A 13,480-nucleotide genomic window follows, 5' to 3' on the forward strand; every position below is an offset into this window, starting at 1 on the left:
GCGGCCCGCGCGGGCGCCGCCGTCCATCACGGTCAGCGGCGTCGGCCCGCTCGCACCGGCCCCGGCGGCCCGGCCCGCGGCGCCGGCCCGCGCGCTTCTCGGCTCCGGCTCCCCCACGAAGGAGAGCCCCGGTCGTCCGCCGGGCCCGCCCGGCGCCCCGCCGTCCGCCCCCTCCACGCGCCAGCTGCGGCGCGCGCGGTCGGAGGCCGTCTCGGGCAGGCGCGAGTGGATCGACACCGACGCCACCATCCCCACGAGCATCAGGCTCGCGATGATCGAGGAGCCGCCGTACGAGACGAACGGGATCGGCTTGCCCGACATGGGGAAGATGCCGAGCACGCCGCTGACGTTGAGCAGCAGCTGCACGACCACCAGGCTCGTGCAGCCGGCGGCCACCAGGCGCCCGGCCAAATCGGGCGCGTAGCGGGCGATCCGGAGGCCCGCCCACAGGAACACCGCGAACCCCGCCAGAAGCCCGATGGTCCCCACCAGGCCGAACTCCTCGCCGATCACGGCGAAGATGAAGTCGTTGTGCGCCATGGGCAGGTAGCTGTACTTCTCGCGCGACATCCCGAGCCCCACGCCGAAGAGCCCTCCCGACCCGAACGCGTAGAAGCCCTGGATGAGCTGCCAGCCGTCGTGGTACGGGTCGGCCCAGGGGTTGAGCATCGTGAGCAGGCGCTGGCGCGAGTAGCTCGAGGCGAGCGACAGGCCCAAAAAGCCCGCCACGCCCAGCGCGAGCACCACGCCGAGGACGCCCCGGGGGATGCCGGCGAGGTAGCCCATCACCACGATCGTGAGGCCCAGCACGAGCACCGTGCCCTTGTCGGGCTGCAGGACGATGAGCAGGACGGGCAGGCCCACGCCGACCATGAGCAGCCTGACGAAGCTCCCCCAGTCGAGGGCCCCCTCCTCGAAGTAGCGCTCGGCGAGCGCCGCGGCGGTGAAGACCACGGTGAGCTTGGCGAACTCGGAGGGTTGGAGGTCAAAGAAGCCCAGGTCGATCCAGCGCGAGGCGCCCATGTCGTTGTCGGTGCCCGCCACCAGCACGACCACGAGCAGCCCCACCGTGGCGACCCACACCGGCAGCAGCATCTGGCGTACCCAGACGTGGTAGTCGATCTTGGCGAGGACGGCCGCGATCACGGCCCCCGCCGCGGCGAAGAGCGCCTGCCGCTTGAGATAGTACGCCGCGTCACCGGTGGCGCTGAGCGCCGTGGGCGAGGAGGCGGAGTAGACCATGAGCAGGCCGAACCCCACGAGCACCGCCACGATGGCGAGAAGGACCAGCCGCGGGCGCATGAAGCGCTCGGGCACGCCGAACAGCGTCGCTTCCGCCCGCTCGCGGCGGCGCCCCCCGCGCCCGGGGCGGTCCCGCTCCGGGCGCGCCGCGCGCGTCGTCGCGCGGGCCACGGCGCTCACGCCCCCCGCCCGGCGCGCTCGGCGACGAGCGCCTTGAAGGCGCGGCCGCGCTCCGCCATGCCGCCGAACTCGTCGAACGACGAGCACGCGGGCGAGAGCAGCACGACCTCGCCGGGACGCGCCGCGGCGGCCGCGACGTCGAACGCCTCGCGCAGGTGCGGCGCGCGGGCGACCACGAGCCCGGAGGGCTCGGACTCGAGCGCGGCGGCGATGCGCTCGCCGGCCTCCCCGTAGCAGACGGCCACGCGGCAGCGCGCGCGGACGGCGCGCGCGAGCGACGTCAGGTCGGTCATCTTGTCGTGACCGCCGAGCAGGACCACCACGCCGCCGGGCTCGAAGGCGAGCAGGGCCTTCTCCACCGAGTCGGTGTTGGTCGCCTTGGAGTCGTTGACGAAGCGCACGCCCCCGACCTCCCCCGCGGGCTCCATCCGGTGCTCGAGCGGCGAGAAGCTCCTGAGGCCCGAGCGCACCGCCTCGTCCCCGGCGCCCGCCTCGAGGGCCAGCGCCGCGGCGGCGAGGGCGTTCTGGGCGTTGTGGAGTCCCCTGATGCGCAGCTCCCCCGTGCCCGCGAGCGCGTGCTCGACGCCGTCGAGGCGCACCGTGAGCACGCCGTCGCGCAGATACGCGGCGCAGGGACCCTCCGGCTCGCCCTCCACGGAGAGCCGGCACACGCGCAGCCCGCGCGCGGCGCAGCGCTCGGCCACGCCGCGGCAGACGTCGTCGTCCACCGAGACCAAGGCGAGCTCGCAGGGGCCCATGTTGGCGAACGCGCGCTCCTTGGCGGCCGCGTAGGCCTCCAGGGTGTGGTGCCACTCCAGGTGGTCGGGCGTGACGTTGAGCAGGGCGGCCGCGCGCGGGTGCAGCCGGCTCGTGGTGGCCAGCTGGAAGCTCGAGAGCTCGGCCACGAACCACGAGCCCGGCTCGCGGCCCGCGACGGCCCCGGTGCAGACCACGCCGATGTTGCCCACCGCCTCGGCGGCGAGGCCGGCGGCGCGCAGCAGGTGCGTGGCGAGCGAGGTGGTGGTGGTCTTGCCGTTGGTGCCGGTCACCACCAGCCAGCGCTCGGGGCTCTCCCGCCAGGCGAGCTCGGGCTCGCCGATCACCTCGGCCGAGGCGGCCTCCGCCGAGCGGAAGAAGGCGGAGTCCACCGGGATGCCCGGCGAGGCCACCGCCAGGTCGTAGCTGCCCGTGACCTCATCGGTCCCGCAGACCACGCGCACGCCCGCGGACTCGAGCGCGCGGGAGCCCTCGCCCGGGCGCGAGGACGCGCCGCCGAACACCGTCACCGAGCGCGCGCGGCCGCCGTCCGCGAGGTAGCGCGCGACCGCCTCGCCGGTGCGGCCGAGGCCGAGCACCGCCACGTCGCCGAACGTGTTCCCAGACGTCACCGTCATTCTCGCCATCCCCTAGCCCAGCTGGAAGTAGAGCGCGAAGCCGAGGGCCGCGAAGGCCGCCGACACGATCCAGAACCTCACGACGACCTTGTTCTCCTTCCAGCCCTTCTTCTCGAAGTGGTGGTGGATGGGCGCCATGAGGAAGACGCGCCGCCCGGTGAAGTGGAAGCTCACCACCTGGATGATCACCGAGAGCGCCTCACAGATGAACAGGCCGCCCATGATGAGCGACGTGACCTCGGTCTTGGTGAGCACGGCCAGCGACGCGAAGGCGGCGCCGAGGGCGAGCGAGCCGGTGTCGCCCATGAAGATCGTGGCCGGGTAGCAGTTGTGCCACAGAAATCCCACGCAGGCGCCCGCGATCGACGCGGCGAAGAGCGCGAGGTTGATCTCCTCGTAGCGGAAGGCCACCATCGCCATCGCGAGCATCACGACCATCGTGCAGCCGCCCGCCAGGCCGTCCAGGCCGTCGGTGAGGTTGACGGCGTTGGAGAGGCCCGCCATGAGCAGGAAGACGAAGGCCACGTAGAGCCACGGCACGCTGATCGTGGCGCCGTCCACCTCGAGGGTGGTGGTCAGCACGCCGAGGTCGATGGCGAAGCCGCCGGGGAAGCGCACCTCCGGCGCGATGTCGCAGACGTTGACCGCCGCCAGGCAGAACGCCACCGAGATCGTGATCAGGCCGACCATCTTCTGCGAGGGCGTGAGGCCGAGCGAGCGGCCGTGGGCCACGCTCTCGATGTCGTCGAGGAGCCCGAGCGAGCCGGTGACGAGCGTCGCGAGCACGGCGAGCACCAGATCGGGCGTCCAGTCGGCGAGAAGGGCGCAGGTCACGACCACGCCGAGCAGGATGATGACGCCGCCCATCGTGGGCGTGCCCTGCTTGACGAGGTGCTGCTGCGGGCCGTCGGCGCGGATCTGCTGGCCCACGCCCTCGTGGCGCATGAGCCGGATGAACAGCGGCATCACCAGGCCGGTCACCAGAGCGGCGATGCCGACGGCGAGAAACACCTGGTAGGTGGGGTACGCGGGGTTGCCGATCATCGGCCCATCACACCTCTCACGAACGCGTCGAGGCCCGCGGCGCGCGAGGCCTTGACCAGGACAACGTCACCAGCGCCGAGCGCGGGCGCCATCACCCGCGCGGCGTCCTCGACCGAGGCGAAGCGCTCGAGGGCGTCCTCCGAGAGCCCCATCGTGCGCGCCGCCTCGGCCATCTCGTCGGCGAGCGCGCCGCCCACGAGCACGAGCAGGTCGGCGCGGGCCGCCGCGTAGGCGCCCACGTAGCCGTGCAGGCGCGCCGCCTCGTCGCCGAGCTCGCCCATCTCGCCGAGCACCGCCACGCGCCTGCCCGCGCACGGCAGCGACGCGAGCACGTCGAGCGAGGAGGCCATCGACGCCGGCGCGGCGTTGTAGGAGTCGTCGATCACGCGCGCGCCGCCCGGCGCGTCGAGGACCTCGAGGCGCATCGATGCGCCGCGGGCCCCGGCCATCGCCGCGAGGGCGACGTCGCGGTCGAGCCCGAGGCGCCACACCAGGGCGAGCGCGAGGGCGAGGTCCGAGGCGGCGGCGCGACCCGGCATGGACAGGCGGGCGCGCCCGCGCCAGCCGTCGGAGCAGGCGAGCTCCGCCTCGGCGCGGCCGAGCTCGTCGAGCGTGACCGAGACGAGCCGCACGTCGTCGGTCGCGGACGTGCCGACGAGGGTCACGCCCACGCCCGCCGGCCGCGCGAAGCCGTCGGCGATCAGCGGGGTGAAGTCGTCGGCCGAGGGGAGCGCGAGCACCGGCGCCAGCGGGCCGTGCGCGCGCATGCCGCCCACGATCTCGGCCTTGGCGCGCGCGATGTTCTCGCGGCTGCCCAGGATGCCGATGTGGCTCGTCCCCACGTTGGTCACGCAGGCCAGCGTCGGCGCGCAGGCGCGGGAGAGGCGGGCGATCTCGCCGGGGTGGTTCATCCCGAGCTCGAGCACGAGCACCTCGCTGTCCTCGGGCGCCGAGAGCACCGTGAGCGGAAGGCCGATCAGGTTGTTGTGGTTGCCCGCCGTGGCGTGGCAGCGGCGCTGCGAGCCCACGCCCGCGGCGAGAAGCTCCTTGGTGGTGGTCTTCCCCACCGACCCCGTCACGCCGAGGACCACCCAGCCGGGGTGCGCGGCGCGCCAGGCGCCGGCCAGGCGCAGCAGGAACTCCTCCCCGTCGTCACCGGCGGCGCGCAGCAGCGCGCAGCCCGTCTCGCGGGCGGCCTCGAGCGCCTCGGCGGGCGGCTCGGCGGTGGCCACCACGCAGGCGGCGCCGGCCCGGACCGCGGCCGCGAGGAAGCGGTTGCCGTCGGCGCGCTCCCCGGGGAAGGCCACGAAGAGCCCTCCCTCCGTCACGGCGCGCGAGTCGACGCACGTCTCGCCCTCCACGGGGCGCGTCCCCGCGAGGACGGTCGCGGCGCCGGTCGCGGCGGCTATCTCATCTGGTGTCATGCGAAGCATCGTCTGGCTCCGATCAGCTCTGCGTCTGGTCCGGGGACCCCGCGGCGCTCGTCGCGGGGCTCACGCCCAGTATGGTCACGGCCTGCTCGGCGATCTCCCTGAAGGGCAGCGCGGTCGACTCGCCCGAGAGGTACGGCGTCTGGTTGAGGGCCGCGTAGACGAGCACCTGCGGGTCGTCGGCGTTGGCGAAGCCGCACAGCGACGACACGTAGGAGCCCCGCTGGTAGCCGCCCTCCTCCGAGGCCTGCTCGCCGGTGCCGGTCTTGCCCGCGAAGTCGTAGCCCTCCACCTGCGCGAGCCTGCCCGAGCCCTCCTGCATGACGGCGCGCATCATGCCGATCTCCTCGGTGGCCGTCTGCCCGGAGACGACGGCGTCACCCGCCGGCCACGAGACCTCCTCGCCGTCACGATACACCAGGAAGTGCGGGGTCGTGGGCGCGCCGCCGTTGGCCACGGCACCGAAGGCGCGCACGATCTGCACCGCCGGGACCGCGAGCGCCTGGCCGAAGGCCATCGAGCCGCCCGTGGCGCCGTCGTACTCGTCGAGCGAGCGCACGATGCCGGCCACCTCGCCGGGGTAGTCGATGCCCGTGAGCTGGCCGATCCCGTAGCGCTCCACCCCCGCCGCGAAGGTCTCGTTGCCGATGACGTCCTGCTCGAGCTGGGCCATCGCCGTGTTGGATGAGCGCACCATCATCGTGGTGACGCTCATGTCCATCGTGTAGTCGCGCCCGTCGGAGTCGGTGACGTAGTCGTTGCCCACGAGCACCCGCGCGGGGACCGTGTAGGTGCTGTCGGGCGTGAACAGCCCCGCGTCGATGCCGATCGAGGTCGTCAGGACCTTGAAGACCGAGCCGGGCTCGTAGGAGCTCGAGACGGGCTTGAGGTTGAGCGAGGCGTTGTCGGTGATGTTGGAGAAGTCCGGCAGCGGCGTCGAGCAGGCGGCGCGGATCTCGCCGGTGCGCGGGTCGGTGACCATGACCGAGCCCGAGCCCGCCGAGTAGGTCTCCACCGCCTCGGTGATGACCCGCTCGCACACGTCCTGGAGGTCCACGTCGAGCCCGATCACCAGGTCCGTGCCGTCCCGTGCCTCGGTGACGTCGGCGGCGCCCCCGGCCACGGGCGTGCCGTACAGGCCGCACTCCATGACCATCTGGCCGTCGGTGCCGGTGAGGATGTCGTCGTAGTACAGCTCGAGCCCCGAGAGCGCCTTGCCCTCCGCGTTGACGTAGCCGATGACCTGGGCGCCCACGGATCCGTAGGGGTAGGTGCGCTTGACGTCATCGAGGAAGTAGATCCCCGTGAGGTCGGCCTCGTCGAGGGCGGAGGCGAGCTTGTCGGCGGGGTCCGCGTCGGCCTTGAGGTACAGGTAGACGAAGGTCGTGTCCTCGGTGAGCAGCTCCATGTAGGCGGACTTGTCGCCGCCGAGGTTCTCCACGAGCAGGTCCGCGACGCCGGAGGGGTCGCTGACCTCCTTGGGGTTGGCGTAGACGGTGCGGCACTCCACGCTCATCGCGAGCGCGTTGCCGTTGCGGTCGTAGATGGTGCCGCGCTTGGCGTGCAGGGTCACCACGTTGGTGGTCTGGTTGCGCGCCTTGGACGAGAGCTCGCCGGCCTGCACCACCTGCAGCCACGCCAGCCGGGCCGCCACGACCCCCATCAGGGCGAGAAAGACGCGGCGCGTGACGGCGAGGCCCCTGTCGGAGCCGCCGGCGCCCGAGCCGCCCGGCCGCGACGAGCGGACGCGGTAGCGGTCGCGGGAGGCCTCGTCATAGGAGGCCTCGGCACCACGGCGCCGCGTGCGGCTCTGTCTGTCCCTGCTACTCACGGGACAGAAGTCTACGCCACGTCGGAGCTCGCCTGCGTGCCGTCGGCGGACTGCGCAGCTTCCCCATCAGCGGTCGTCGCGCCGTCGGTCGAGGCGCCGTCGGCGTCGTCGGCGGCGCCCGGGTCGGACACGTCGACCGTCACGAAGTCGCCGGAGAGGACCATGCCGTAGTTCTGGGTGGCGATGCGGCTGATGCGGGCGTTGCTCGAGAGCACCGAGCGCTGGACCCGGAGCTGGTCGTTGAGGGCCTCGGCCGACTCGATTTGGGAGCTCAGCTGCGCGTTGGAGCTCAGAAGCGAGATGGTCGCCGAGGAGAGGGCCACGCGGGCCATGCCGAGCGCGAGCAGCGCCGCGAAGACGACGAGCGCCGCGCGCAGGCGCGCGACGAAGACCGGGGAGACGCCCGCGCGGGCGCGCGCGTCGAGGCCGCCGCCGGTGACGACCTCGAAGGAGGGGGCCTCCTGCCGCTCGAGGCGCTCCCGCCTCCTCTCGGCCGCCCCCATGCTCATGGCCTCTGATCCCTGGTACCTCATGACGACTTCCTCGCCTCGATGGCCCATGGTACGGGCCCAATGTGCAATCCATGGCAGGTACGCTGGGAACTTGAGAGTTACTTGATGCCTAGTCTCAAGTTATGATTGAGCGACCTTGAGAGTACGTTTAGTGTCTGTGATATGACGTTTCTGGTGCGGTGGTGGTGCGTTTGAGCTGCGGTGTGGTGCGGTGGTGCCTCGTTTTCTCTCTCGCTCATAGACGGCTTGCGCCGGCTACGACATCTGTGGGCCCTCGGGCGGGGCGTCGAGCCTGACCGCCACGCGCATGAGGGCGCTGCGCGACCTCGGGTTGGCCGCGACCTCCTCGTCAGACGCGACGAGGGGCCTTCTCGTCCTGACCTCCACGATCGGCACGTTGCCGCAGACGCACACCGGAAGGTCCGGCGGGCAGGTGCAGCCCCGCGAGAGCTCGGTGAGGACGTGCTTGACGATGCGGTCCTCGAGCGAGTGGTAGGAGATGACGCAGATCCTCCCACCGGGGTTGGCCCAGCGAATCGCCGCCCTGAGCCCCCGGTCCAGCACGTCGAGCTCGTGGTTGACCTCGATGCGCAGGGCCTGGAACGTCCGGCGGGCCGGGTGCCCCCCGTGCCTTCTCGCCGCCGCGGGAATGGCCGCCTTGATGACCTCCACGAGCTGGAGGGTCGTCTCGATGGGGGCCTTTGAGCGGGCCTCCGTGATGCGACGGGCGATCCGCGCGGCGTAGCGCTCGTCCCCGTAGGCGCGCAGGATCCGGGTGAGGTCAGCTTCGTTGTAGGTGTTCACGACCTCCGCTGCGGTTAGGGTGTCTTTGCCCGGGTTCATGCGCATGTCCAGGGGCGCGTCCTCGTGGTACGAGAAGCCGCGCTCCGGGATGTCAAGCTGCGGCGAGGAGACGCCGAGGTCGAACAGGAAGCAGTCGACCCCGGGGACCTCCGCCTCGAGGAGAAGCTCGTCGAGGCTGCCGAAGTTGCCCTTGAGAAGGAGCGTGCTCGCCTGGGGCACCTCGCGCGCGAGGCGCGCTGAGGCCGCGGCCAGGGCCATGTCGTCCTGGTCGATGCCGATCGAGAGGCCCGTGGGGGCCACCCGCCGCGCGAGCTCCACCGTGTGCCCCGCGCCCCCGAGGGTGCAGTCGCACACGGTCTCCCCCGGCTGGGGGTCGAGCTCGCGCAGAACCTCGGCGAGCATGACGGGTACGTGCCGATATGCAGCTGTCAAGACCCTCACCCCCTAGTCGTGGTAGAGGAGCGCGTCGAGCTCATCGTCGAAGCTCTCCTGCGTCGCGTTCCACTCGTCGGTGTTCCACACCTCGAAGTGGTCCCCGGCGCCCACCACCGTGACGTCGGCCGTGAGACCGAGGCGCTCGCGCGTGCCGGCCTTGGCCGCATCGAGCTTGCCGAGCGCCACGCGCCCCGCGGAGTCGATGTCAACCTCGACGGCGCTCGCCCAGAGCCTCGTCTTCAGCTGAACGTCCTTGCGACTGCGGGAGTCGAAGCGGTTCTCGCCGTTCTCGATGAAGAGGCCGTCGATGAATCGCTCGAGACCCTCAGGGGTGAAGCCGTTCACGCACTCCTTCAGCGGGAGAAGGTATATCGTCTTGTTATCGCCGTTCACAAGCTGCTTGCGAAAGACGGCGGGCAGGGTGACGCGGGCCTTGGCATCCACGGACATCGGATACGAGCCTGCGAGCATGTCACCCTCCCCCCAAGACGAGAGACCCGCCCCCGGAGCGGAGCGTGTGACTACTCTACAACATTCGCCCCACCTTGCGACACCAAAAAACACTTTGCTGCACCTTGCGGTTGAAAACTGGGCGCAGGCGGTCCCTGCGACGCGAGGGAGCCCAAGATGTAGCGTCCGTGGCGAGCACGGGACACAAGCGGGTTGTCCGGAGATGTGACGCCGCGGTGAAGCCGCAGCTCAGGAGCGTGGGGCGCGGGGCTTCTCGCCACGCGCGGCGATACGGGCGAAGGAGCCGCCAAGACGTTCGGATACCAAGGACCACGCGAGAAGCTCCTGCGTATCCGAACGGAATCGAGCCAAAAGCGTTCGGATGGGCAGGAGAATCGCCGCGAGCGGGACCGGTGAGGCCCCCTACTCGGCGTCGTGGGCGCGCGGGTGGGCGTCCAGGTAGACCTGGCGGATGTGGCTGCGGTCCAGGTGGGTGTAGAGCTGGGTGGTGGCCACCGACGCGTGGCCGAGAAGCTCCTGCACGGCGCGCAGGTCCGCGCCGCCCTCGAGCAGGTGCGTGGCGAAGCTGTGGCGCAGCGTGTGCGGGTGCAGGCCCTCGATGCCCGCGACCCGCCCGTACCGCTCGCAGATCGCGTGGACGGACTGGCGCGAGAGCCGCCCGCCGCGCGCGTTGAGGAAGACCGCGTCGGAGGGGCGCCTGCCCGCCAGCGCGCCGCGGCCGCGCTCGAGGTAGGCCGTCAGCGCCCGGGCCGCCGCGCCCAAAAGCGGCACCACGCGCTCCTTGGACCCCTTGCCGAAGACGCGCACGAGCCCCTCGTCGAGCAGCACCGCACGCAGGTCGAGCCCGCACAGCTCGCTCGCGCGCAGCCCGCAGCCGTAGAGGACCTCCAGGATCGCGTGGTCGCGCAGCCCCGCGGGCGTGTCCGGGAACGGCTGGTCGAGCAGGCGCGCGGCCTGCTCGCGCGAGATCACGTCGGGCAGGCGCGCCGGCTTGGCGGGCAGCGGCAGGTCGGCCGTGGGCAGCGCGGTCGAGATCTCGTCGTTCAGCATGAAGCGGTGGAAGCCCTTGATCGCCGACGCGGCGCGCTCGACCGAGGAGGACGCCAGCCCCGAGCGCGTGAGCTCGGCCACGTGCTCCTCCACGAGCTCGAGCGTCACGTCGTCGGGGTCGCGCACGCCGCGCTCGCCCAGCCACGTCACGTAGCGGGCGAGGTCGCGGCCGTAGGCGTCGATCGTGTTGGCGGAGCTGCCCCGCTCCACCGAGAGGTAGCGCAGGTACTCGTCGCGTGCGCGCGCGAGGTCCATGCGGGGGCGCGCCCCTAGGCGAACGCGGCCATGTCGACCGGTTGCACGTCGTGGCGGTCGCAGCCCTCGTGGCGCGCGATCGCGGCGCGGACGAACTCGCGGAACAGCGGCGCCGGGCGGTCCGGGCGGCTCTTGAACTCGGGGTGGGCCTGGGAGGCCACGAACCACGGGTGCACGTCCTCGGGCAGCTCGACCATCTCGACGAGCATCTCGTCAGGCGAGAGGCCCGAGATCGTGAGGCCCGCCTCGGTGAGGCGGTCGCGGTAGGCGTTGTTGACCTCGTAGCGGTGGCGGTGGCGCTCGTAGACGAGCGGCTCGCCGTAGGCCTCGGCGGCCAGCGTGCCCTCGACGACCTTGCACGGGTAGGCGCCCAGGCGCATGGTGCCGCCCTTGTCGGTGATCTCGGCCTGGTCGGGCATGATGTCGATCACGGGATAGGGCGTCTCGGGGTCGAACTCGGCCGAGCTCGCGCCCTCCATGCCGCAGACGTCGCGGGCGAACTCGCACACGGCCACCTGCAGGCCCAGGCAGACGCCCAGGTAGGGAACCTTGTGGGTGCGCGCGCGGCGGGCGGCGCAGACCTTGCCCTCGATGCCGCGCAGGCCGAAGCCGCCCGGCACGAGGATGCCGTCGGCGTCGCCGAGGACCTGCTCGACGTTGTCGTCGCTGAGCTCCTCGCCGTCCACGAGCTGGATGTCGACGTGGCGGCCGAAGAGCACGCCGGAGTGGTGGAGCGCCTCGATGACCGAGAGGTAGGCGTCGGGCAGCTGCGTGTACTTGCCCACCACGCGGATCTTGGTGACGTCGTCCTTCTCGTTGGCCGCGTGCATCGCGCTCGTGAAGGCGTACCAGCCCTCCATGTGGCTCTCGCGCGGGTCCAGGCCCAGGCGCTCGCAGACCTTGAGGTCGAAGCCCTGGTCGGCGAGGTGCTTGGGCACGTCGTAGATCGAGGGGCAGTCGGAGTTCTCGAAGACGCAGTCCGGCTCGACGTCGCAGAAGCTCGCGATCTTGGCGCGGATGTCGGCGTCGACCTCGTGGTCGGAGCGGCAGACGATGAAGTCGGGCTGGATGCCCATCGAGCGCAGCTCGCGGACGCTGTGCTGGGTGGGCTTGGTCTTGACCTCGTGCGCGGCGGCGATGTAGGGCACCAGGCTCACGTGGATCAGGCAGCAGTCGTCGTGGCCCTTGTCCTTGCGGAACTGGCGGATGGCCTCCACGAACGCCTGGCCCTCGATGTCGCCGATCGTGCCGCCGAGCTCGGTGATGACCACGTCGGCGCCGGTCTGCTCCTCGATGCGGCGGAAGCGCTCCTTGATGGCGTTGGTGACGTGCGGGATCACCTGCACGGTGCCGCCGAGGAAGTCGCCGGCGCGCTCGCGGCTGATGAGGCTCTGGTAGATGGCGCCGGTCGTGAAGTTGGAGCTGCGCGTGAGGTTCTCGTCGATGAAGCGCTCGTAGTGGCCGAGGTCGAGGTCGGACTCGTAGCCGTCCTCGGTGACGAAGACCTCGCCGTGCTGGAACGGGCTCATGGTGCCCGGGTCCACGTTGAGGTAGGGGTCGGCCTTCTGCATCATGACCTTGTAGCCGCGCGCCTTGAGCAGGCGGCCGAGCGAGGCGGCGGTGATGCCCTTCCCCAGGGAGGAGACGACGCCGCCGGTCACGAAGATGTGCTTTGCCATGTGGGGACCTTCCCGTAGTCTGCGCCTTCGGCGCTCCGCTTCTACGGGTCTCCATGTTAGCGCTGGCGGGCGCGCGCGGGGCCGCCGCTCGCCGATTGCCTTACGCGCGCGAAACATTGCGCGGCGGACGCCGCTCTTCTCGCTCCTCGCACCCGTCCTCCCCGATTAACCCGCATAATCTGACTTTCACAAACCTTAATCCTGCGATTATATGAATATGAAATCATTTTTTGCGGGTTGTTGGGCGAGAGAGGCGGCTTGAAGGGCGAGAGAGGCGGCTCGCAGGGCGAGAAGAGCGGCGCACGGGGCGAGAGGGACACGCGGACGAGAAGGGCGTGCGAGGGCGAGAGGGGCACGCGGCCCGCGGCGCTAGCGGAGGGAGCGCCAGTAGGCGACGGCGATCTGGGTGCGGTTGCGCAGACCGAGCTTGGCCAGGATCGCACTGATGTGGTTGCGGACCGTGCCCTCGCCCATGTAGGCCGCCGCGGCCACCTCGCGGTTGTCGAGGCCGTCGGCCACGAGGCGCACGACCTCGCACTCGCGTTCCGTGAGCTGCGGGAACATCCGCGCGAGGCCGGGCTCGGCGTCACCGGCGCCCGCACGCGCGTCGCCCACCGCGCGACCCTCGAGCACCTCTCCCTCCAGGACGCTTCTCCCCGCGCACACCGCGCGCAGCGCCGGCGCCACCCCGCGCACGTCCTGCTTGACGAGATAGCCGGCCGCCCCCAGCGCGAGCGCCCGCACCACGTACTCGTCGTCGGAGAACGTGGTGAGAAAGACCACGCGCGGCGCACCCGGCGCGGCCAGGATCTGCCGCGCGGCCGAGAGGCCGTCCGTGCCCGGCATCTGGATGTCGAGAAGGACCGCGTCGGGCGAAAGCTCCGCCGCCAGGCGCACGGCGTCCGCGCCGTCGGCGCCCGTGCCCACGACCTCGATGTCGGCCTCCGCGCCGAGCACGATCGCCAGCGACGAGACGACCACCGCGTCGTCGTCGACCACCACGACCCTCATGCGCCCCTCCCCTCCGCGCCGCCGCGCGGCACGCTCGCGAACACATGCCAGCCGCCGCGCGGGCCCCGGCCCACGCGAAACGAACCCCCGAGTGCGTGGAAGCGCTTCCCCATCGAGACAGGGCCAAGGCCGTGGCCGGAGA

The 13,480-nt window shown here is 71.6% G+C and carries 11 protein-coding genes; all 11 read right to left on the minus strand.

What is annotated here, in order from left to right; genetic code table 11:
- The coding region (gene ftsW / locus ACWTSU_RS06870) for a putative lipid II flippase FtsW (RefSeq protein WP_455139126.1) at window positions 1–1,422 on the minus strand (1,422 nt) is incomplete at its 3' end.
- A complete protein-coding gene (gene murD / locus ACWTSU_RS06875; RefSeq protein ID WP_455139127.1) occupies window positions 1,419–2,816 on the minus strand; it encodes a UDP-N-acetylmuramoyl-L-alanine--D-glutamate ligase in 1,398 nt (465 codons plus the stop codon). The genes ftsW and murD, both read right to left, overlap by 4 nt.
- Window positions 2,817–2,828: 12 nt before the next feature.
- The gene (gene mraY / locus ACWTSU_RS06880; RefSeq protein ID WP_455139128.1) at window positions 2,829–3,860 is read right to left on the minus strand and encodes a phospho-N-acetylmuramoyl-pentapeptide-transferase; all 1,032 of its coding nucleotides are present in this window, start codon (window positions 3,858–3,860) and stop codon (window positions 2,829–2,831) included.
- Window positions 3,857–5,284 (minus strand): UDP-N-acetylmuramoyl-tripeptide--D-alanyl-D-alanine ligase, encoded by a 1,428-nt coding sequence (locus ACWTSU_RS06885; protein ID WP_455139129.1) that lies wholly within the window; start codon window positions 5,282–5,284, stop codon window positions 3,857–3,859. Before ACWTSU_RS06885 ends, mraY begins: the two co-directional genes overlap by 4 nt.
- Before the next feature lie 22 nt (window positions 5,285–5,306).
- Window positions 5,307–7,121 (minus strand): peptidoglycan D,D-transpeptidase FtsI family protein, encoded by a 1,815-nt coding sequence (locus tag ACWTSU_RS06890; protein ID WP_455139130.1) that lies wholly within the window; start codon window positions 7,119–7,121, stop codon window positions 5,307–5,309.
- Window positions 7,122–7,132: 11 nt separating this feature from the next.
- The gene (locus ACWTSU_RS06895; RefSeq protein ID WP_455139131.1) at window positions 7,133–7,654 is read right to left on the minus strand and encodes a cell division protein FtsL; all 522 of its coding nucleotides are present in this window, start codon (window positions 7,652–7,654) and stop codon (window positions 7,133–7,135) included.
- 234 nt (window positions 7,655–7,888) lie between these two features.
- On the minus strand, window positions 7,889–8,869 hold the full coding sequence (gene rsmH, locus ACWTSU_RS06900; protein ID WP_455139132.1) for a 16S rRNA (cytosine(1402)-N(4))-methyltransferase RsmH: 981 nt from the start codon (window positions 8,867–8,869) through the stop codon (window positions 7,889–7,891).
- A 12-nt stretch (window positions 8,870–8,881) separates the two neighbouring features.
- Window positions 8,882–9,343, minus strand: a complete 462-nt coding sequence (locus tag ACWTSU_RS06905) for a division/cell wall cluster transcriptional repressor MraZ (RefSeq protein WP_455139133.1) — start codon at window positions 9,341–9,343, stop codon at window positions 8,882–8,884.
- 402 nt (window positions 9,344–9,745) lie between these two features.
- Window positions 9,746–10,648, minus strand: a complete 903-nt coding sequence (locus ACWTSU_RS06910) for a site-specific tyrosine recombinase (RefSeq protein ID WP_455139134.1) — start codon at window positions 10,646–10,648, stop codon at window positions 9,746–9,748.
- Window positions 10,649–10,662: 14 nt separating this feature from the next.
- On the minus strand, window positions 10,663–12,327 hold the full coding sequence (locus tag ACWTSU_RS06915) for a CTP synthase (protein WP_455139135.1): 1,665 nt from the start codon (window positions 12,325–12,327) through the stop codon (window positions 10,663–10,665).
- Between the two features lie 369 nt (window positions 12,328–12,696).
- Window positions 12,697–13,338 carry a response regulator gene (locus ACWTSU_RS06920; RefSeq protein ID WP_455139136.1) on the minus strand — a complete coding sequence of 214 codons (642 nt, stop codon included), beginning with the start codon at window positions 13,336–13,338 and terminating at the stop codon, window positions 12,697–12,699.
- Window positions 13,339–13,480: the final 142 nt, after the last annotated feature.

The organism is Thermophilibacter sp. (assembly GCF_966187215.1).

Coding starts and splice junctions, on each gene's coding strand:
- mraY (WP_455139128.1), bottom strand. CDS start 3,860: ATGATCGGCAACCCCGCGTACCCCACCTACCAGGTGTTTCTCGCCGTC.
- ACWTSU_RS06910 (WP_455139134.1), bottom strand. CDS start 10,648: ATGGACCTCGCGCGCGCACGCGACGAGTACCTGCGCTACCTCTCGGTG.
- ACWTSU_RS06885 (WP_455139129.1), bottom strand. CDS start 5,284: ATGACACCAGATGAGATAGCCGCCGCGACCGGCGCCGCGACCGTCCTC.
- ACWTSU_RS06895 (WP_455139131.1), bottom strand. CDS start 7,654: ATGAGGTACCAGGGATCAGAGGCCATGAGCATGGGGGCGGCCGAGAGG.
- ACWTSU_RS06920 (WP_455139136.1), bottom strand. CDS start 13,338: ATGAGGGTCGTGGTGGTCGACGACGACGCGGTGGTCGTCTCGTCGCTG.
- murD (WP_455139127.1), bottom strand. CDS start 2,816: ATGACGGTGACGTCTGGGAACACGTTCGGCGACGTGGCGGTGCTCGGC.
- ACWTSU_RS06905 (WP_455139133.1), bottom strand. CDS start 9,343: ATGCTCGCAGGCTCGTATCCGATGTCCGTGGATGCCAAGGCCCGCGTC.
- ACWTSU_RS06915 (WP_455139135.1), bottom strand. CDS start 12,327: ATGGCAAAGCACATCTTCGTGACCGGCGGCGTCGTCTCCTCCCTGGGG.